This window comes from Enterobacter cloacae complex sp. P18RS, from assembly GCF_014982105.1.
GTDB lineage: Bacteria > Pseudomonadota > Gammaproteobacteria > Enterobacterales > Enterobacteriaceae > Enterobacter > Enterobacter hormaechei_C.
In genome coordinates this window covers 166,208-186,669 of sequence record NZ_JADCKV010000002.1, presented here as the reverse complement: position 1 = coordinate 186,669, position 20,462 = coordinate 166,208, and the positions used below count along the sequence as shown (strand labels likewise).

Annotated in this window: 21 protein-coding genes; 17 read left to right on the top strand and 4 right to left on the bottom strand. The window is 56.5% G+C overall.

From position 1 onward, the window contains the following. Positions 1–176 precede the first annotated feature (176 nt). A complete protein-coding gene (locus INF61_RS01000) occupies positions 177–2,198 on the top strand; it encodes an NADPH-dependent 2,4-dienoyl-CoA reductase (protein ID WP_193547451.1) in 2,022 nt (673 codons plus the stop codon). Between the two features lie 103 nt (positions 2,199–2,301). Here the strand turns inward: INF61_RS01000 and rlmG are convergent, their stop codons facing one another. Further along, complete coding sequence (gene rlmG, locus INF61_RS00995) at positions 2,302–3,438, bottom strand: 23S rRNA (guanine(1835)-N(2))-methyltransferase RlmG (RefSeq protein WP_032649625.1); 1,137 nt, start codon at positions 3,436–3,438, stop codon at positions 2,302–2,304. An 83-nt stretch (positions 3,439–3,521) separates the two neighbouring features. Between rlmG and INF61_RS00990 the strand changes: the two genes are divergently transcribed. The 4 genes from INF61_RS00990 to sstT all read left to right on the top strand — a co-directional run bounded on the left by INF61_RS00990 (position 3,522) and on the right by sstT (position 7,828). Beyond that, positions 3,522–4,025 carry a YgjP-like metallopeptidase domain-containing protein gene (locus INF61_RS00990; protein WP_003862622.1) on the top strand — a complete coding sequence of 168 codons (504 nt, stop codon included), beginning with the start codon at positions 3,522–3,524 and terminating at the stop codon, positions 4,023–4,025. Between the two features lie 70 nt (positions 4,026–4,095). After that, positions 4,096–5,094, top strand: coding sequence for a Gfo/Idh/MocA family protein (locus tag INF61_RS00985; RefSeq protein ID WP_003862623.1), 999 nt, complete (start codon positions 4,096–4,098; stop codon positions 5,092–5,094). A 251-nt stretch (positions 5,095–5,345) separates the two neighbouring features. Then, entirely contained in the window at positions 5,346–6,311 is a 966-nt protein-coding gene (locus INF61_RS00980) for a TerC family protein (protein WP_017382424.1), read from the top strand. Between the two features lie 275 nt (positions 6,312–6,586). Continuing rightward, positions 6,587–7,828: a serine/threonine transporter SstT gene (sstT, locus tag INF61_RS00975; protein ID WP_003862628.1), complete on the top strand. Its 1,242-nt coding sequence runs from the start codon at positions 6,587–6,589 to the stop codon at positions 7,826–7,828. Between the two features lie 86 nt (positions 7,829–7,914). Here sstT and INF61_RS00970 read toward each other — a convergent pair whose 3' ends face one another. Then, positions 7,915–9,402, bottom strand: coding sequence for a UxaA family hydrolase (locus INF61_RS00970; RefSeq protein ID WP_015571940.1), 1,488 nt, complete (start codon positions 9,400–9,402; stop codon positions 7,915–7,917). Between the two features lie 17 nt (positions 9,403–9,419). Further along, positions 9,420–10,832 carry a glucuronate isomerase gene (uxaC, locus tag INF61_RS00965; RefSeq protein WP_017382427.1) on the bottom strand — a complete coding sequence of 471 codons (1,413 nt, stop codon included), beginning with the start codon at positions 10,830–10,832 and terminating at the stop codon, positions 9,420–9,422. Positions 10,833–11,307: 475 nt separating this feature from the next. Between uxaC and INF61_RS00960 the strand changes: the two genes are divergently transcribed. The 11 genes from INF61_RS00960 to INF61_RS00910 all read left to right on the top strand — a co-directional run bounded on the left by INF61_RS00960 (position 11,308) and on the right by INF61_RS00910 (position 18,673). Then, complete coding sequence (locus INF61_RS00960) at positions 11,308–12,606, top strand: MFS transporter (protein ID WP_015571942.1); 1,299 nt, start codon at positions 11,308–11,310, stop codon at positions 12,604–12,606. A 188-nt stretch (positions 12,607–12,794) separates the two neighbouring features. Continuing rightward, on the top strand, positions 12,795–13,571 hold the full coding sequence (exuR, locus tag INF61_RS00955) for a transcriptional regulator ExuR (RefSeq protein ID WP_003862635.1): 777 nt from the start codon (positions 12,795–12,797) through the stop codon (positions 13,569–13,571). Positions 13,572–13,912: 341 nt separating this feature from the next. Then, a complete protein-coding gene (yqjA, locus tag INF61_RS00950) occupies positions 13,913–14,575 on the top strand; it encodes a DedA family general envelope maintenance protein YqjA (RefSeq protein ID WP_003862638.1) in 663 nt (220 codons plus the stop codon). A gap of 2 nt (positions 14,576–14,577) precedes the next feature. After that, complete coding sequence (mzrA, locus tag INF61_RS00945; RefSeq protein ID WP_003862640.1) at positions 14,578–14,961, top strand: EnvZ/OmpR regulon moderator MzrA; 384 nt, start codon at positions 14,578–14,580, stop codon at positions 14,959–14,961. A gap of 143 nt (positions 14,962–15,104) precedes the next feature. Beyond that, positions 15,105–15,473 carry a DUF1090 domain-containing protein gene (locus INF61_RS00940; RefSeq protein WP_017382428.1) on the top strand — a complete coding sequence of 123 codons (369 nt, stop codon included), beginning with the start codon at positions 15,105–15,107 and terminating at the stop codon, positions 15,471–15,473. 29 nt (positions 15,474–15,502) lie between these two features. Beyond that, the gene (locus INF61_RS00935) at positions 15,503–15,808 is read left to right on the top strand and encodes a YqjD family protein (protein WP_003862645.1); all 306 of its coding nucleotides are present in this window, start codon (positions 15,503–15,505) and stop codon (positions 15,806–15,808) included. Between the two features lie 2 nt (positions 15,809–15,810). Continuing rightward, positions 15,811–16,209: a phage holin family protein gene (locus tag INF61_RS00930; RefSeq protein ID WP_003862647.1), complete on the top strand. Its 399-nt coding sequence runs from the start codon at positions 15,811–15,813 to the stop codon at positions 16,207–16,209. Beyond that, positions 16,206–16,502, top strand: a complete 297-nt coding sequence (locus INF61_RS00925; RefSeq protein WP_003862649.1) for a YqjK-like family protein — start codon at positions 16,206–16,208, stop codon at positions 16,500–16,502. Before INF61_RS00930 ends, INF61_RS00925 begins: the two co-directional genes overlap by 4 nt. A gap of 247 nt (positions 16,503–16,749) precedes the next feature. Then, a complete protein-coding gene (locus INF61_RS00920) occupies positions 16,750–17,142 on the top strand; it encodes a DoxX family protein (RefSeq protein WP_006812075.1) in 393 nt (130 codons plus the stop codon). A gap of 72 nt (positions 17,143–17,214) precedes the next feature. Then, entirely contained in the window at positions 17,215–18,201 is a 987-nt protein-coding gene (locus INF61_RS00915; RefSeq protein ID WP_017382429.1) for a glutathione S-transferase family protein, read from the top strand. 106 nt (positions 18,202–18,307) lie between these two features. After that, the gene (locus INF61_RS00910) at positions 18,308–18,673 is read left to right on the top strand and encodes a DUF805 domain-containing protein (protein WP_015571946.1); all 366 of its coding nucleotides are present in this window, start codon (positions 18,308–18,310) and stop codon (positions 18,671–18,673) included. 38 nt (positions 18,674–18,711) lie between these two features. Here the strand turns inward: INF61_RS00910 and yhaJ are convergent, their stop codons facing one another. Further along, positions 18,712–19,614, bottom strand: coding sequence for a DNA-binding transcriptional regulator YhaJ (gene yhaJ / locus INF61_RS00905; RefSeq protein WP_003862655.1), 903 nt, complete (start codon positions 19,612–19,614; stop codon positions 18,712–18,714). Between the two features lie 104 nt (positions 19,615–19,718). On the opposite strand from yhaJ, the gene INF61_RS00900 reads away from it, so the two are divergent. Further along, on the top strand, positions 19,719–20,420 hold the full coding sequence (locus INF61_RS00900) for a pirin family protein (protein WP_017382430.1): 702 nt from the start codon (positions 19,719–19,721) through the stop codon (positions 20,418–20,420). Positions 20,421–20,462 lie beyond the last annotated feature (42 nt).

The window sequence follows — 20,462 nt, the reverse complement described above, 5'->3', positions numbered from 1 at the left end:
GGATGGCGCTGCGCTTATCCGGCCTACGGTTTGTAGCCCCGGTAAGCGCAGCGCCACCGGGGAAGTTCTTTGAGATCTATCACAATCATTCGATCCCGCTTTTACCTTTCCGCTGCCGCTGGCTAAATTAGTAACTCATCCGACCACATAACAATAATTTTACACTGGAAGAGACTATGAACCGCTACCCGTCGCTATTCGCCCCCCTCGATCTTGGGTTTACCACCCTTAAAAACCGCGTGTTAATGGGCTCAATGCACACCGGGCTGGAGGAGCGTCCGGACGGGGCTGAACGTCTGGCGGCCTTCTATGCCGAGCGCGCGCGCCACGGGGTGGCGCTGATTGTCACCGGCGGCGTAGCCCCTGCACCTTCCGGGGTGACGATGGAGGGCGGCGCGGTATTGAACGATGCGTCACAGCTGCCGCACCACCGCATTGTGACCGACGCGGTCCACCGCGAGGGCGGCAAAATCGCCCTGCAAATTCTGCATACCGGACGCTACAGCTATCAGCCGAACCTGGTTGCCCCCTCGGCTATTCAGGCGCCGATTAACCGCTTTACTCCCCATGCCCTCAGCCACGACGAGATCCTGGCCCTGATAGACGATTTTGCCCGCTGCGCCGCGCTGGCGCGGGAAGCGGGCTACGACGGGGTGGAGGTGATGGGCTCGGAAGGCTACCTGATCAACGAATTCCTCGCCGCACGCACCAACCAGCGCGACGACGAATGGGGTGGCGACTATGCCCGCCGGATGCGTTTTGCCGTGGAGGTGGTGCGCGCGGTGCGTGAACGTGCGGGTACGGATTTTATTATCATCTTCCGCCTGTCGATGCTCGACCTGGTAGAGGGCGGCGGCACCTTCGACGAAACCGTGCAGCTGGCGCAGGCGATTGAAGCCGCTGGCGCCACCATCATCAACACCGGGATTGGCTGGCACGAAGCGCGCATTCCGACCATCGCTACGCCGGTGCCGCGCGCGGCGTTCAGCTGGGTAACGCGCAAGCTGAAAGGCAAAGTCTCCGTTCCACTGGTCACCACCAACCGCATTAACGATCCGCAGGTGGCGGAGGATGTGATCTCACGCGGCGATGCCGATATGGTATCGATGGCGCGCCCGTTCCTCGCGGATGCCGAACTGCTCTCCAAAGCGCAAAGCGGCCGTGCGGACGAGATTAATACCTGCATCGGCTGTAACCAGGCGTGTCTGGATCAGATCTTCGTCGGCAAGGTCACCTCCTGCCTCGTTAACCCCCGCGCCTGCCATGAAACCAAAATGCCGATCGTTCCGGCGGTCAATAAAAAACGCCTGGCCGTGGTGGGCGCAGGCCCGGCGGGACTGGCGTTCGCAGTCAATGCCGCCTCGCGCGGGCACAGCGTGACGCTGTTTGATGCGCTGGCGGAGATTGGCGGGCAGTTTACTGTCGCCAGACAGATCCCCGGCAAAGAGGAGTTCTACGAAACGCTGCGCTATTACCGCCGGATGATCGAGGTGACGGGCGTCGATCTGCGGCTTAAACAGTTTGTCAGCGCGGCGGATCTGATCGGTTTCGACGAGGTGATCCTCGCGAGTGGGATCGCCCCGCGCACGCCAGCGATCGAAGGCATCGATCATCCGAAGGTATTGAGCTATCTGGATGTATTAAGGGACAAAGCGCCGGTTGGCGAGAAGGTGGCGATCATCGGCTGCGGCGGGATCGGTTTTGATACCGCGATGTATTTAAGCCAGCCGGGCGAAGCCACCAGCCAGAACATCGCTGAGTTCTGCGTGGAATGGGGGATCGACACCAGCCTGAACCAGTCCGGCGGGCTACGCCCGGAAGGGCCGCAACTGCCGAAAAGCCCGCGTCAGATCGTGATGCTCCAGCGTAAAGCCAGCAAGCCGGGTGAAGGGCTGGGAAAAACCACGGGCTGGATCCACCGCGCCACCCTGCTCTCGCGCGGGGTGAAGATGATCCCGGGGGTGAGCTACCAGAAGATCGACGACGACGGGCTGCACGTGCTGATCGGCGGCGAACCGCAACTGCTGCGCGTGGATCATGTGATTTTGTGCGCCGGGCAGGAGCCGAAGCGGGATCTGGCGGATCCGCTGCGTGAAGCGGGGAAAACGGTGCATTTGATCGGCGGGTGCGATGTGGCGATGGAGCTGGATGCGCGGCGGGCAATTGCGCAGGGGACGAAGTTAGCTCTGGCGATCTAGGGCATTGCCGGGCGGCGCTTCGCTTGCCCGGCCTACGGGTTCGAGGCCATTGTAGGCCCGGTAAGCGAAGCGCCACCGGGCATCAGGCCGCACATACCCAATCTTACCGACGACGCCCCAGCTTCACCGATTTCAGCACCACGAATTTGTTATTGGTGGCAATGGTGACGCAGTTGCCGAAAATCTTCTTCAGCTTGTGGAAGTAGTCCAGGTGGCGGTTCGCCACGATATACAGCTCGCCGTTGATTTTCAGGCAGCGGCGCGCGTGGTGGAACATCTCCCACGCGACGTTATCCGTCAGGGCGTGCTTCTGGTGGAATGGCGGGTTACAGAATACCGCGTTGAAGCGGAAAGGCTCTACGCCCGACAGCGCGTTATTGATCATAAACTCGCAGCGATCCAGTGCCTCCGGCAGGTTGGTTTCCACGTTCAGACGGCTGGAGGCCACCGCCATCGGCGATTCGTCGCTGAACACCACGCTGGCCTCCGGGTTCTTCGCCAGCAGCGTCAGGCCAATCACGCCATTACCGCAGCCGAGATCAACGATTTCCCCTTCCAGGTTTTCCGGCAGATGTTCCATAAAGAAGCGTGCGCCGATATCCAGACCGGTACGGGAGAAAACGTTCGCGTGGTTGTGGATGGTCCAGTCGGTGCCTTCCAGCTTCCAGCTCAGCGTCTCCGGCGCGTCGGCCAGCGCCGGTGCGCTGAAGGTACAGTTGATCAGGCGCGCTTTTTTCCAGGCAAGCGTAGTGGTGGTTGGGCCGAGCACTTTCTCGAACAATTCCAGCGTCGAGGTGTGAATATCGCGCGCTTTGGCACCCGCGATAATACGCGTATCCGGCGTCACGACCTTACGCAGCGCGCGAAGCTGCTGCTCCAGCAGCGCCATGGTTTTGGGCACTTTAATCAGCACCACGCCCGGCGCCTGCGGGTAGTCCGCGGTGCTGTCGAGGAACTTCACGCTGGATTCGTCGATATCGTTGTGACGCAGGTTTTCACGCGTCGCCAGCTCGCTTAAGTAAGAATCGCCGATACTGTAAGGCGCATGTTCCGCCAGCGCGCAGGCCAGCGCGCCAAACGCGTCATTCAGGATCAGAACCGGGCCGCTGATTTCAGTCCCATCCAACTGTTGCAGCAGATATTCATCCGCCGCTTCCCACGCCTGAAGCGGGTTAACGTCGTCCGTTTCCGGGAAACGTTTAAGGTTGAGTGAACGGAAACCGTTGTCTAAGTGGCTCATCGGCCCTCCTGAATGGTAAAATTTGGCGTATCCCTGAAAAGGGTGCGTGAGTATACCCGTTTTCACACTATTTTGGGGTTTTGATGAACCAGCTGACTTATCTCCAGGGCTATCCGGAGCATTTACTTTCCCAGGTTCGTGACCTGATTGCCGCGGGAAAGCTCGGCGCGGTGCTGGAAAAACGCTACCCGGGCACGCATGATTTCGCGACTGACAAAGCCCTCTGGCAGTATACGCAGGATCTGAAAAACCAGTATCTTAAGAGCGCTCCGCCGATCAACAAGGTGATGTACGACAATAAGATCCACGTGCTGAAAAACGCGCTCGGCCTGCATACCGCCATCTCCCGCGTACAGGGCGGCAAGCTGAAGGCCAAAGCGGAGATCCGCGTCGCGACCGTCTTTCGCAATGCGCCGGAAGCCTTTCTGCGGATGATCGTGGTGCACGAGCTGGCGCACCTGAAAGAGAAAGAGCACGACAAAGCGTTCTACTCACTGTGCTGCCATATGGAGCCGCAGTACCACCAGCTGGAGTTTGATACCCGTTTGTGGCTGACGCATTTATCGTTAAAGAGTAATGCGCAGTAGCGCACGCGAAATGTCATGATGACGTGCTACAGTGGCTTTAGGTTCCCTGCTACGGAGTACGTAAACGTTTATGATACGTTTCGCAGTCATCGGTACGAACTGGATCACGCGCCAGTTCGTCGACGCCGCCCACGAAACCGGCAAATATAAGCTCACCGCAGTCTATTCCCGCAGCCTTGAGCAGGCGCAGAGTTTTGCGAATGACTACCTGGTTGAACATCTGTTCACCTCGCTCGATGAGATGGCGCAAAGCGACGCCATTGACGCGGTCTATATCGCCAGCCCGAATTCTCTGCACTTCCCGCAAACGAAGCTGTTCCTCAGCCACAAAAAGCATGTGATCTGCGAGAAGCCGCTCGCCTCGAATATTGAGGAAGTGGAAGCCGCCATTGCGCTTGCCCGCGAAAACCAGGTGGTACTGTTTGAAGCGTTCAAAACCGCCAGCCTACCGAACTTCCTGCTGTTGCAGCAATCGCTGCCGAAAATTGGCAAAGTGCGTAAAGCCTTTATCAACTACTGCCAGTATTCCTCGCGCTACCAGCGCTACCTGGACGGCGAAAACCCGAACACCTTTAACCCGGCATTCTCGAATGGCTCGATTATGGATATCGGTTTTTACTGCCTGGCCTCTGCGGTCGCCCTGTGGGGTGAACCGCACGGCGTAACCGCCACTGCCAGCCTGCTGGAAAGCGGCGTGGATGCACACGGCGTTGTGGTGCTGGACTACGGTGATTTTAGCGTGACGTTGCAGCACTCGAAGGTCAGTGACTCCGTACTGCCAAGCGAAATTCAGGGCGAAGACGGCTCGCTGGTGATCGAAAAAATCTCCGAATGCCAGAAGCTAAGCATCGTTCCCCGCGGCGGCAAAGCGCAGGAGCTGACGCAGCCTCAGCATATTAACACTATGCTCTATGAGGCAGAGGTCTTCGCCCGTCTGGTAGAAGACAACGAAGTGAACCACCCGGGGCTGGCGATCAGCCGCACCACGGCGAAGCTGCAAACGGAGATCCGCCGACAGACTGGCGTGATCTTCCCCGCAGACGGCGTGAATGTGGAAGCCGTCGCGTAAAACTGTGTAATGAAATCGTGCAGACCATTGACGAAACCGATGGTCTGACATAATTTGTTACCTGCAAAGGGGAGTAACTTCTTCGTCGGTGGATCGTCATTACGATGCGTGCAAAACCGCATCCGGTCGCCGGGCAACCTTCGTGGTTGTAAGTGAGACCTTGCCGGAAGGCGAGGTCTATGCATAAAAAGCTAACGGCTATCGTCTTCTGACCATGGCCGTTTTTGTTTTTTATGTGTAAGGAAAATAGTATGCATTCTGTCGGCACTCCAATGCTGTGGGGCGGATTCGCGGTTGTCGTGCTCATCATGCTGGCAATCGACCTCTTTTTGCAGGGTCGTCGCGGCGAGCACGGCATGAGCGTCAAGCAAGCCGCCGTCTGGTCGCTGGTATGGGTTACCCTCTCACTCCTCTTCTGCGCCGCCTTCTGGTGGTATCTGGCCTCAACCGAAGGCCGCGCGGTGGCCGATCCTCAGGCACTCGCCTTCCTCACCGGCTATCTGATTGAAAAAGCGCTGGCGGTTGATAACGTCTTCGTCTGGCTGATGCTGTTCAGCTACTTCGCCGTGCCTGCGGCTCTGCAACGCCGCGTGCTGGTGTACGGCGTGCTGGGCGCTATTGTCCTGCGTACCATCATGATCTTCGCCGGTAGCTGGCTAATTACCCAGTTCGAATGGCTGCTATATGTATTTGGCGCGTTCCTGCTGTTCACCGGGGTAAAAATGGCGCTGGCGAAAGAAGACGATACCGGGATCGGTGATAAGCCGCTGGTGAAGTGGATCCGGGGTCATCTGCGCATGACGGACAAGATCGAGAGCGAGCATTTCTTCGTGCGTAAGAACGGCCTGCTGTTCGCCACCCCGCTGCTGCTGGTGCTGATTCTGGTCGAACTGAGCGACGTGATTTTCGCGGTGGACAGTATCCCGGCTATCTTTGCGGTCACTACCGACCCGTTCATCGTGCTGACTTCTAACCTGTTCGCCATCCTCGGCCTGCGTGCGATGTACTTCCTGCTGGCGGGTGCGGCAGAGCGCTTCTCAATGCTGAAGTACGGTCTGTCGGTGATTCTGGTGTTTATCGGTATCAAGATGCTGATCGTCGATTTCTACCATATTCCGATCGCCATTTCGCTCGGCGTGGTGTTTGGCATTCTGCTGGTGACGCTGATTATCAATACCTGGGTTAACCGCCAGCACGATAAGAAGCAGCAGGCTTAGTGCAACGTTCGGTGCGGGCTGATGCCCTCACCCCAACCCTCTCCCACAGGGAGAGGGGGAAATGCAATGTAGGCCGGGTAAGCGCAGCGCCACCCGGCACTTTCGTTAACCAATAGTTAAAAAACATGACACAACACGTAAAATCCAGCATTTTACGCTTCCGCCTTTCGCTGCTTTCCCTGATACTCAACCAGGCAAACAAATACTTACATCCGGACACAAATGTGACTTAGAGCACATCCAGGATGGAACGCAATTTCACTCAGGAATAACGTATGAGCACACAATCACGCGGTCTGTTCGCGCGCCTGGCGCAGGGCAGTCTTGTAAAACAAATTCTGGTCGGGTTGGTACTGGGTATTCTGCTGGCGATGGTGTCAAAACCTGCCGCGGAGGCCACGGGGCTGCTCGGCACCCTTTTCGTTGGCGCACTGAAGGCCGTCGCCCCGGTACTGGTGCTGATGCTGGTGATGGCGTCGATTGCCAACCACCAGCACGGACAAAAAACCAACATTCGCCCTATTCTGTTCCTGTATCTGCTGGGAACCTTCTCTGCTGCCTTAACGGCCGTGGTGTTTAGCTTCCTGTTCCCGTCCACGCTGCACCTGACCAGCGCGGCCGGTGATATCACCCCGCCGTCCGGGATTGTGGAAGTCCTTCGCGGCCTGCTGATGAGCATGGTCTCTAACCCCATCACCGCACTGATGAGCGGAAACTACATTGGCATCCTGGTCTGGGCGATTGGTCTGGGCTTCGCGCTGCGTCACGGCAACGAGACCACGAAAAACCTGGTCAACGATTTGTCCAACGCCGTGACCTTTATGGTGAAGCTGGTGATTCGCTTTGCGCCAGTCGGGATCTTTGGTCTGGTTTCTTCGACGCTGGCCACCACCGGTTTCGATGCACTGTGGGGCTACGCGCAGCTGCTGGTCGTCCTGGTCGGCTGTATGCTGCTGGTGGCGCTGGTGATCAACCCGCTGCTGGTGTTCTGGCAGATCCGCCGCAACCCGTATCCGCTGGTGCTGACCTGCCTGCGTGAAAGCGGCGTGTATGCCTTCTTCACCCGCAGCTCGGCGGCAAACATTCCGGTCAACATGGCGCTGGCGGAGAAGCTGAATCTGGATCGCGATACCTATTCGGTGTCGATTCCTCTGGGTGCAACCGTGAACATGGCAGGTGCGGCGATCACCATCACCGTGCTGACGCTGGCGGCGGTGCATACGCTGGGCATTCCGGTGGATCTGCCGACCGCGCTGCTGCTGAGCGTCGTTGCATCACTGTGTGCCTGTGGCGCCTCCGGTGTGGCGGGCGGCTCGCTGCTGCTGATCCCGCTGGCCTGTAACATGTTCGGTATTCCGAACGAGATTGCCATGCAGGTTGTCGCGGTCGGCTTCATTATCGGCGTATTGCAGGATTCCTGCGAAACCGCGCTGAACTCCTCTACCGACGTGCTGTTTACCGCAGCGGCCTGTCAGGCGGAAGATGCACGTTTAGCGAAGAACGCCCTGCGCAGTTAAAAAGACAAGCCCGGTGGCGGCTACGCCTTACCGGGCCTACAGGATTTAGTAGGTCGGGTAAGCGCTAGCGCCACCCGACAAAGCACTTATAGCGTCACACCACTCTTAAAGATCGCCAGCTCGCGGAAGTCGTTCTTCTCGTTGCAGGTCTGCCTGCCGCTGGCAAATTCCACAATCGTGTCCACGAATTCGCTCAGCAGCTGCGGCATCGCTTTGCCGTGGATCAGCTGGCCGGCATCAAAGTCGATCCAGTGTTTTTTCTTCGCCGCCAGCTCGCTGTTAGTGGCGATTTTCACCGTTGGCACAAATCCGCCGTACGGCGTGCCGCGCCCGGTACTGAACAGCACCATGTGACAGCCCGCTCCCGCCAGCGCACTGGTGGCGACCGCATCGTTGCCCGGTGCGCTCAGCAGGTTCAGACCGTGCGTTTTCAGCCGTTCACCGTAGCGCAGCACGTCCACTACCTGGCTGGCGCCCGCTTTCTGGGTGCAGCCCAGGGATTTCTCTTCCAGCGTGGTGATCCCGCCCGCCTTGTTACCCGGCGACGGGTTCTCATAAATCGGCTGGTTATGGGCGATGAAGTACTGTTTGAAATCGTTGACCATGGTGACGGTCTTCTCAAAGGTCTCTTCGTCGCGGCAGTGGCTCATCAGAATGCGCTCTGCGCCGAACATCTCCGGCACTTCGGTCAGCACTGTCGTGCCACCGTTGGCAATCACGTAATCTGAGAAGCGGCCCAGCATCGGGTTAGCGGTAATGCCGGAAAGCCCGTCAGATCCGCCGCACTCCAGGCCAAACTTCAGTTCACTCAGCTTGCCCGGCTCGCGCTTGTCGTGACGCATCACCTCATACAGCTGGTGCAGCTGTTCAACGCCCGCTTCCACTTCGTCGTCCTGGTGCTGACACACCATAAAGTGCACGCGCTCAGGATCGAACTCGCCCAGCGTGTCGCGGAAGGCGTCGACCTGATTGTTTTCACAGCCGAGGCCAATCACCAGCACCGCCCCCGCGTTCGGGTGGCGCACCATATTTTGCAGCATGGTGCGGGTATTGATGTGGTCGTCGCCCAGCTGGGAACAACCGTAGGTATGGCTGAACAGATGCACGCCGTCGGTGCCTTCAGCATTGTTGGTCTCTTTCAGGAAACGCGTCTGAATTTGACGCGCGATCCCGTTCACGCAGCCGACGGTCGGGAGGATCCACAGTTCATTGCGGATCCCCACCTCCCCGCTGGCGCGGCGGTAGATCTGCACCTCACGATCGGCCGCCTGTCCTTCTTCTGCCTGGAAGTCAGGTTGATAGCTGTACTCGTCCAGATCGCTGAGATTGGTGCGGGTATTATGGGAATGAATGTATTCACCCGGCGCAATATCCGCCAGCGCATGACCGATGGGCAAACCGTACTTCACCACGTTCTCCCCTTTCGCGATGGGGATCAGGGCAAACTTATGTCCACGTCCAATGGCCTGGCGTAACGTCACCGACTGGTTGTCGAAGGTCACTTCCGTCCCTTCGGCTAAATCGGCCAGCGCGACGGCAACGTTATCCAGCGAATGGATTTTGATGTATTGCATATCAACCTCAAACGGCCTTAGTTCAGTTCAATGGCGAAGTAGTCACGCGCATTGTTAAAGCAGATGTTTCTCACCATTTCGCCCAGCAGCTGGATATCCGCTGGCGCTTCGCCCGCGTGCACCCAGCGGCCAATCATCTGGCACAGAATGCGGCGGAAATATTCATGGCGGGTATAGGAGAGGAAACTGCGGCTGTCGGTCAGCATGCCAACGAAGCGGCTCAGCAGGCCGAGCTGCGCCAGCTGCGTCATCTGACGCTCCATGCCGTCTTTCTGATCGTTAAACCACCAGCCGGAACCGAACTGCATCTTGCCCGGCATCCCTTCGCCCTGGAAGTTGCCGATCATAGTGCCCAGCACTTCGTTATCGCGCGGGTTCAGGCAGTACAGAATGGTTTTTGGCAGCAGGTTTTGCTCGTTCTGTTTGCTCAGCAGTTTTGACAGCTCTTCCGCCATCGGACGGTCGTTGATGGAGTCAAAGCCTACGTCCGCGCCCAGCAGTTTGAACTGACGCTGGTTGTTATTACGCAGCGCGCCGATGTGATACTGCTGAACCCAGCCGCGACGGGCATATTCCGCACCGAGGAACACCAGCACCGCGGTTTTAAACTGCGCCACTTCGTGCTCGCTCAGGGCTTCGCCGGAGAGACGACGCGCCAGAATACTGTCCAGCTCAGCTTCACTGGATTCCGCGAACAGCACTACGTCCAGCGCGTGGTCAGACACTTTACAGCCGTGTGCGGCAAAGTGATCCAGACGTTTGGTCAGCGCGGTTTGCAGATCGCCAAAGCGACGAATGTCGGTATCCGAAACTTCCGCCAGCTTCGCCATGTAGTCGTTAAAGGTCGGCAGCTCGATGTTGAAGGCTTTATCCGGGCGCCAGCTTGGCAGCACTTTGATGTCAAACGTGCTGTCCTTCGCGACAACCGCGTGATGTTCCAGAGAGTCGACCGGATCGTCGGTGGTGCCCACCATCTTCACGTTCATCTGCTGCATGATGCCGCGCGCCGAGAAGCTATCCTGCGCCAGCAGTTCGTTGCACTGATCCCAGATTTCATCCGCCGTGGCGGGAGAGAGCAGCTTGCCGGTGATACCAAACGGACGACGCAGTTCGAGGTGCGTCCAGTGGTATAACGGGTTACCGATGGTGTGAGGAACGGTAGCGGCCCAGGCGTCAAACTTCTCGCGATCGGTCGCGTCGCCGGTACACAGGCGCTCGGCCACGCCGTTGGTGCGCATTGCGCGCCACTTATAGTGGTCACCCTTCAGCCAGATATCATACAGGTTTTTGAAACGGTAATTTTCGGCAACCTGCTGCGGCGGTAAATGGCAGTGGTAGTCGAAAATCGGCTGGTCTTTTGCGTAGTCGTGGTACAGGCGGCGAGCAAATTCGGTATCTAGCAGAAAATCGTCGGTCATAAACGGTGTCATTATCGTCTTCCTCATTACGGGAGCGTCAGAAAGCTTATGTTCAGATGCTGCAAAGTTATCACACCAATTTCCAGAGTCCGACGTTTTTTTCGTGAGTTAGATCAATAAACGTCGACAAATAAATTACCCTCAAAGGGGTAAACCCTCTCGCAGACCGCGCCAGTTCTGGCTTTGCGCGCGCCGCATAATGTCCCTACAAAGATTCACACTTTTGTGATGTCACTCACCTTTTAAAGTTGTATGACAAGTTATCTTTTCGCCGTCGCAAACTATAAGCCGACGGAATGCATTACCGGTGTTTGAGACATCGGATTTAACGGTACGGAAGCCGACTTAGCACGATTACTTATGGCAAGGTTCGGGCCGTTCCGGGACAGGTTCCCGGTTACGCCCCTCCCGTTACAGAACAACTCCCGGCAACGGTTGAGTTGTTGCCGTGTCCCGACACGGAAATAACATAACGATGAGGTTTTACATGCGTAAAATTAAAGGGTTACGTTGGTACATGATCGCACTGGTGACGCTCGGCACCGTGCTGGGCTACCTGACACGTAACACCGTGGCAGCAGCGGCGCCAACGTTGATGGAAGAGTTACATATCTCCACGCAGCAATACTCTTACATCATTGCGGCTTACTCTGCCGCTTACACCGTAATGCAGCCTGTTGCAGGTTATGTTCTTGATATTCTGGGTACAAAAATTGGTTATGCCTTCTTCGCTGTAGCCTGGGCCGTCTTCTGTGGGGCGACCGCGCTGGCCGGCAGCTGGGGCGGACTGGCGCTGGCGCGTGGTGCGGTAGGTGCTGCCGAAGCAGCGATGATCCCCGCGGGTCTGAAAGCCAGCTCTGAATGGTTCCCGGCAAAAGAGCGTTCAATCGCTGTCGGTTACTTCAACGTGGGCTCCTCCATCGGGGCGATGATTGCTCCGCCACTGGTGGTGTGGGCGATTGTGATGCACAGCTGGCAGATGGCGTTCATCATCTCCGGTGTGCTGAGCTTTGCCTGGGCCATGGCGTGGCTGATCTTCTATAAACACCCGCGCGACCAGAAAAAGCTGTCTGACGAAGAACGTGACTACATTATTAATGGTCAGGAATCCCAGCATCAGACAGACAACGGCAAAAAGATGTCCGTCTGGCAGATCCTGGGCACCCGTCAGTTCTGGGGTATCGCTCTGCCACGCTTCCTGGCAGAACCGGCCTGGGGTACGTTTAACGCCTGGATCCCGCTGTTCATGTTTAAAGTTTACGGCTTTAACCTGAAAGAGATCGCGATGTTCGCCTGGATGCCAATGCTGTTTGCAGACCTGGGCTGTATCGTCGGCGGCTACCTGCCACCGCTGTTCCAGCGCTGGTTTGGCGTGAACCTGATTGTGTCCCGTAAGATGGTGGTCACCATGGGCGCCCTGCTGATGATCGGCCCGGGCATGATCGGCCTGTTCACCAGCCCTTACGTGGCTATCGCCCTGCTGTGTATCGGGGGCTTTGCTCACCAGTCTCTTTCCGGTGCGCTTATTACGCTCTCGTCCGACGTGTTTGGTCGTAACGAAGTCGCTACCGCCAACGGCCTGACCGGGATGGCCGCCTGGACCGCAAGTACCCTGTTTGCGCTGGTGGTCGGCGCGCTGGCAGATACCATTGGCTTTAGCCCGCTGTTCGCGGTACTGGCTATCTTCGACCTGATGGGTGCGGTGGTTATCTGGACGGTGCTGAAGAGCAAATCCGCCGATGAACTGGCGAAAGAGTCCCTTGGGGGACCGGCGACGCAGAGTTAGCGTTGTTGTGCCGGGTGGCGGCTACGCCTTACCCGGCCTACAAAACCCATAGGCCCGCGCAAGCGAAGCGCACCCGGCAAAATCTTCTCAAAAGCCGCCTCCGGGCGGCTTTTTTCATGGCGAAATCTGGAGAGTGGCACGCAAAAGTGGTATAACAAATCATTCGCCGTACCCTGCCTGGAGCGCATATGGAAATCACCGAATCACGTCGTTTATATCAACAACTTGCCGCCGAGCTGAAAGATCGCATCGAGCAAGGGGTCTATCTTGTCGGTGATAAACTTCCCGCTGAGCGTTTCATTGCGGATGAAAAAAGCGTCAGCCGTACGGTGGTCCGCGAAGCCATCATCATGCTGGAAGTGGAAGGATATGTTGAGGTACGCAAAGGTTCCGGCATTCATGTGATTTCCAGCCAGGCGAAACACTCCCCCACCCCGGACGAAAGTCTGGAGTTTGCCAGCTACGGTCCGTTTGAGCTTCTCCAGGCTCGCCAGCTGATTGAAAGCAACATTGCGGAATTTGCTGCGACGCAGGTGACCAAGCAGGACATCATGAAGCTGATGGAAATCCAGGATCATGCGCGTAAAGAAAAATGTTTCCGCGATTCCGAATGGGACCTGCAATTCCACGTCCAGGTCGCCCTTGCGACTCAGAACACGGCGCTGGCGGCAATCGTTGAAAAAATGTGGACTCAGCGCGTTCACAACCCGTACTGGAAGAAATTGCACGATCACATTGATTCCCGCACGGTAGACAACTGGTGTGACGACCACGACCAGATTCTTAAGGCTCTGATTCGTAAAGATCCGCATGCGGCGAAACTGGCAATGTGGCAGCACCTGGAGAACACCAAACAGATGCTGTTTAATGAAACAAGTGATGACTTTGAATTTAACGCTGACCGCTATCTTTTTGCCGATAATCCGGTCGTTCACCTCGATACCGCGACCAATCTCGCAAAATAACTCCCCGAACTGCTGGCAGGCGCACCGCCGCGCCTTCCGGCCAGACAGGGTAAGAAAACCTCTATAGTGTCAGCCTTTGTAAAATTTCTCGCTCCCCTCCGTGGCTTACGCCAAAATCGTGTTTCCCCTCAAATTCTGTGACGCAGAACGTCGGGCTTTGTTACAATTGGATTCACTTCGTTATTTTGTAAGTTAGTGCTTGCTAACCAGCCAATTAACAGGGAACAGTGTTGGCCACACATCAATGTGTCCGCGAGCGACCATAATGAAATCATAACAATGTCGCCGTGCTGTTTTCCCGAATGACAGGCGTGACGTTAACCGATTTCCAGGAACACTGAATGGAACTTTTGACCCAACTACTGAACGCCCTCTGGGCTCAGGATTTCGAAACGCTGGCCAACCCGTCCATGATTGGCATGCTCTACTTTGTGTTATTTATGATCCTGTTCCTTGAGAACGGTCTGCTGCCTGCTGCCTTTTTACCCGGCGACAGCCTGCTGGTGCTGGTCGGGGTGCTCTGTGCAAAAGGGGCGATGGCTTTCCCGCAAACGGTCCTGCTTTTGACCATTGCCGCCAGCCTGGGCTGCTGGGTGAGTTACATTCAGGGGCGATGGCTGGGTAACACGCGAATCGTTCAGAACTGGCTTTCGCACCTTCCGGCCCATTACCACCAGCGAGCGCACCACCTTTTCCATAAGCATGGGCTTTCCGCCTTACTGATCGGCCGCTTTATCGCATTCGTACGCACCCTGCTGCCCACCATTGCGGGCTTGTCCGGCCTGAGCAGTACGCGCTTCCAGTTCTTTAACTGGATGAGCGGCTTGCTGTGGGTGCTGATCCTGACCACGCTCGGCTACGCGCTGGGTAAAACGCCGGTCTTTATGAAATATGAAGATCAGCTGATGTCTTGCCTGATGCTGCTGCCCGTCGTTCTGCTGGTGTTTGGCCTGGTCGGGTCCCTGGTCGTACTGTGGAAGAAGAAATACGGAGCCAGGGGTTAACGATGGTCATCTCCCCGCTCGCGCTGCGCCGCTTCTCTTACGCTATCGTCGCGCTGATGATGTTCAGCGCTCTTATCCTGCTGTGGTCTGCGCTACAGCATCAGGAGTCGACGCTGGCTATCCGTCCTGTGAGCCAGGGAACCAGCGTGCCGGATGGTTTTTCCATCTGGCATCATCTGGACGCAAACGGGATCCGCTTTAAGAGCATCACGCCGCAAGACGATGTGCTGCTGATAAAATTTGACTCCAGTGCGCAAAGCGCCGCGGCGAAAGCCGTGCTGGACCGCACGCTGCCGCAGGGTTACATCATTGCGCAACAGGATGATGACAGCCACGTAGCCTCCTGGATGTCACGGTTACGCGACACGTCGCATCGATTTGGTTAACGACTAAGATTCCGAATATTTTCACCTACTTTGGTGAAACTCCCGTTTACTTACTATGCTTAAGTACGCGGAGCACCCCTCAGATGTTCTCCGCATAGTTCTGGAACACGGTTTACGCCGTAACACAATGGAAGGTTTCTATAATGAAATACCGCATCACTCTGGCTCTGGCCCTTTTTTCTTTAAGCACAGCTTCCTTCGCTATGTCTCTTTGTCAGGAGAAAGAACAGGATATCCAACGCGAAATCAGTTATGCCGAAAAGCATAACAATCAGCACCGGATCGACGGGCTGAAAAAAGCGTTGAGCGAAGTGAAAGACAACTGTACGGACAGCAAGCTGCGTGCCGATCATCAGGAAAAAATCGCTGAACAGAAGGACGAGATAGCCGAGCGCCGTCAAGACCTACAGGAAGCGAAAGAGAAAGGTGATGCGGAAAAAATTGCCAAGCGCGAGAGGAAGTTGCAAGAGGCGCAGGACGAACTGAAAGCGCTGGAAGCTCGCGATTATTGAGTTAACGGAAATCTCAACAGGAGAGAATCATGTCAAAAGATACAACTTCAGAAAATCTGCGCGCTGAACTGAAATCCCTGGCGGACACCCTGGAAGAGGTGCTGAACTCTTCTGCGGATAAATCAAAAGAAGAAGTAAGTAAACTGCGCAGCAAAGCGGAGCAGGCACTGAAAGAGAGCCGTTACCGTCTGGGCGAAACCGGTGACGCGCTGGCGAAACAAACCCGCGAAGCGGCAGCGCGCGCAGACGAATATGTACGTGATAATCCATGGACGGGTGTAGGTATTGGCGCCGCAGTGGGTGTGGTGCTGGGTGTCCTGCTGACGCGTCGTTGATTATGGAAGATCCACGTCACGCACAAGGGCCTGCTAAAAACGTCCTCGGCATCGGCCAGCGTATTCTTACGACGCTGGTCGGGATTGCCGAAACGCGCGTCCGGCTTGCGGTAGTGGAGCTGGAAGAGGAGAAAGCCAACCTCTTCCAGATGCTGCTCATGCTTGGGCTTACGATGCTCTTTGCCGCGTTTGGTCTGATGAGCCTGATGGTGTTAATCATCTGGGCTATCGATCCACAGTATCGTCTGAACGCGATGATTGCGACTACCGTGGTTCTGCTGGTGGCGGCGCTGATAGGCGGTATCTGGACCCTGCATAAAGCGCGCACGTCGACCTTCCTGCGCCATACGCGCCAGGAGCTGGCCAACGACCGCGCCCTGCTGGAGGATGATAAGTCGTGAGCGACAAAGCCGAACGTCAAAAGCGGAAAGCGTATCTGTTGAGCCAAATCCAGCAGCAGCGGCTGGATTTGTCTGCCAGCCGTCGAGACTGGGTTGAAGCCACGCATCGGTTTGACCGCGGCTGGAACACGGTCCTGAGCCTGCGCTCATGGGCGCTGGTCGGCAGCAGCGTGATGGCGATCTGGTCGGTTCGGCATCCTAACATGCTGATCCGCTGGGCACGCCGCGGCTTTGGCGCCTGGAGCGCCTGGCGGCTGGTGAAAACCACGCTGCGACAACAGCAGTTGCGCTAGCCTTCTTGCCGGGTGACGCTGCGCTTACCCGGCCTACGATTGCGTGTAGGCCGGGTAAGGCGTAGCCGCTACCCGGCAAAACCCCCTCCCTTACTCAATATCTTTGAAGAAGATTAACAGTTTTCCTTGCTAACATTTGCCATCCGCCCCGTTTACACCCCTCTCCATCGACAGCAAAGACGCGGTATCTACCCGAATTTGCAAGCAAATAACGTTTAGCCGCTGATGTGGTTTCCTGGAGAGTAAAATGAAAAAATTAGAAGATGTTGGTGTACTGGTAGCGCGTATTCTGATGCCTGTTCTGTTCATCACCGCAGGCTGGGGCAAAATTACCGGCTATGCGGGCACTCAGCAGTATATGGAAGCGATGGGCGTGCCGGGGTTCCTGCTGCCACTGACCATTCTGCTTGAGTTCGGCGGCGGCCTGGCAGTGCTGTTCGGTTTCCTGACCCGCACTACGGCGCTGTTCACCGCAGGCTTTACCCTGCTGACCGCGTTCATCTTCCACAGCAACTTTGCGGAAGGCGTGAACTCCCTGATGTTCATGAAAAACCTGACCATCGCGGGCGGCTTCCTGCTGCTGGCTATCACGGGTCCGGGCGCCTACAGCATCGACCGTCTTCTGAATAAGAAGTGGTAAGCAGGCTATACTGATTACATTCAAAGCGAGGAGACATCTCCTCGCTTTTGCTATCTGACGGAGGAGTAAAAAATGGGACAACTCGTAGACGGCGTCTGGCAGGATGTCTGGTATGACACCAAATCCACCGGTGGACGCTTTAAGCGCTCTGTTTCGGCCTTCCGTAACTGGCTGACCGCCGACGGCGCACCCGGCCCGAGTGGCGAAGGGGGCTTTGCGGCGGAAAAAGATCGTTATCATCTGTATGTTTCTCTCGCCTGTCCGTGGGCGCACCGCACGCTGATTGTGCGCAAACTTAAAGGTCTCGAATCGTTAATTCCGGTTTCGGTGGTCAACCCGCTGATGCTGGAAAATGGCTGGACGTTCGACAGTGGCTTCCCGGCCGCGACGGGTGATGAGCTTTATCATCACGATTTCCTGTATCAGCTCTATCTGCGCGCCGATCCGCACTACACCGGACGCGTAACGGTGCCTGTGCTGTGGGACAAGAAAAACCAGACGATCGTCAGCAATGAATCCGCTGAAATCATTCGCATGTTCAATACCGCGTTTGACGCTCACGGTGCACGCGCCGGGGATTACTACCCGGTTGAGCTGCGCGAGAAAATTGACGAGCTGAACGGCTGGATCTACGACAACGTCAACAACGGCGTCTACAAAGCGGGCTTTGCCACCAGTCAGGAAGCGTACGACGAAGCGGTCGGCAACGTGTTTGGATCCCTGGAGCGCCTGGAGCAGATCCTCGGCCAGCATCGTTATTTAGCGGGCGATCGCCTCACCGAAGCAGACATCCGCCTGTGGACGACGCTGATCCGCTTTGATCCGGTATATGTCACCCACTTCAAGTGCGACAAGCATCGCATCAGTGATTACCTGAACCTGCACGGTTTCCTGCGCGACATCTATCAGATGCCGGGGATTGCGGAGACGGTCAATTTTGACCATATTCGCACCCACTATTTCCGCAGTCATAAGACCATCAACCCAACGGGCATTATCTCCATTGGCCCGTGGCAGGACCTGGATGAACCGCACGGGCGCGACGTGCGTTTCGGATAATTATTTAGGGAATCGATTGATTCCCTTTTTTAATTCACAGCATACATCTATCCTTACCTCGATCGCTTAGAAAACAAGTGATTGACTGATTAAGAGGCAAGGAAAAATGGACTGGTATTTAAAGGTACTGCGCAACTACGTTGGATTTGGTGGCCGTGCCCGCCGTAAAGAGTACTGGATGTTCGTTCTGGTGAACTTCGTCCTGATTATGGTGCTGGGCATTGTGGACAAGATCCTCGGCTGGGAACGCGAGGGGGGTGAAGGCATTCTCACCACCATTTATGGTGTGTTAGTTCTGCTGCCTTCATGGGCCGTACTGTTTCGTCGTCTCCACGACACAGATCGTTCGGCGTGGTGGCTGCTGTTGCTGTTGATCCCGCTTATCGGCTGGATCGTGATTTTGATTTTCAACTGTCAGAGCGGGACGCCGGGCGAAAACCGCTTTGGTCCGGATCCTAAGGCAAGCGCGTAAATTCTGCCCGGTGGCGCTTACGCTTACCGGGCCTACGCTTATTTGTTGTGGTGGGCAAAGAGCTTTGGAATTTCACGCAAACACCACGATTTGGCTTCGCCCATGCTGTCGCGACGCCACGCCATAATGATATCCACTTCGCTGGTGTATTCCGGGCTGACGACGCGCAGCCGCCCTTCTGCAATGTCCTTTTCGACAAACGGATACGGCATAGTCGCCACGCCCAGCCCCGCCAGGAGTGCCTGTCGCTTATCTTCCAGTGACGTTACCGTCAGTCGCGGCTGTTTATCCAGCAACTGTACCGTTAACACCGGGCGCTCTCGGGCGGTATCCGCGACCGCCACACCGCGGTATTTCACGCGCGTGACCTCAGAGAGCGGCTCCGGCTCCTGATGGATCGGGTGATCCGGGGCGGCGACGTAGACGTTCATCACGCTGTACAGTTTGCGCGAATTGATTTCTGACGATGAGCGGAAATGCATGTCCGGCGCAATCACGATATCCGCCCTGCCCGTCTCAAGACGCTCCCACGCCCCGGCCAGTACCTCAGTGATGATCGACAACTGGGTATTGGCTTTCGCGGCCAGTCTGTCCACCAGCGGGAACAGCGCCTCGGTGGGCACCAGCGCTTCGGTCACCAGCGTCAGATGGGTTTCCCAGCCGCGGGCCAGCGCTTCGGCATCCGTCGTCAGCTTATCCGCCGCTTCCAGCAATACGCGGCCGCGCTCCAGCAGCATCCGCCCAACGTTGGTGAATTTTGTTCGATGACCGGAACGGTCAAAGAGCACAACATCCAGCTCCTCTTCCAGCTTTTGCATGGTATAGCTCAGGGCAGACGGAACGCGCCCCAGTTCATCTGCCGCCGCGGCAAAACTGCCGCGCCTGTCAATCGCGTCCATGACGCGAAGCGCCTCAAGCGTCAATGCTCTCTCTTTAGCCATCTCGTTCTCATTCAGGAAATTTGAACATACCAGGCAGAATATCTGGCTAACAATGCAGCGTCCATACCTTTACCATTGATTTAGTGTAAAGAGAGGTCAAGTTTATGATTACGACAAGAACAGCGAAACAGTGCGGACAAGCCGATTTCGGTTGGTTGCAGGCCCGCTACACCTTTTCCTTTGGACACTACTTTGACCCTAAACTCCTCGGTTACGCTTCACTGCGCGTATTGAATCAGGAAGTGCTCGCCCCGGGCGCGTCCTTCCAGCCGCGCACGTACCCTAAAGTCGATATCCTGAACCTGATCCTGGAAGGCGAGGCAGAATACCGCGATAGCGAGGGCAATCATGTCCAGGCAAAGGCTGGCGAGGCGCTGTTAATTTCCACGCAGCCAGGTATTAGCTACAGCGAGCATAACCTCAGCAAAGATAAAACGCTGACCCGCATGCAGCTGTGGCTGGATGCCTGTCCGGAGCGGGAAAATCCGCTGGTGCAAAAAATCGATCTGAAGGGCGGTAAACAGCAGCTGATTGCCTCGCCAGACGGCAGCAAAGGCAGCTTGCAGTTGCGCCAGCAGGTGTGGCTGCACCATATCGAACTGAAAAAAGGTGAACAGGCGAGCTTCCAGCTTCATGGCCCGCGTGCCTATTTGCAGTCCATTCACGGAACGGTGCATGCGGTCACGCATACGGAAGAGAAAGAAGCGCTCACCTGCGGTGACGGGGCGTTTATTCGTGACGAAGCGAATATCACTCTGGTTGCCGATACGCCGCTGCGCGCGCTGCTGATTGATTTGCCGGTTTAAGATCAACACGCCCCCTCGCTCGATCGGTTCCCTCTCCCTATG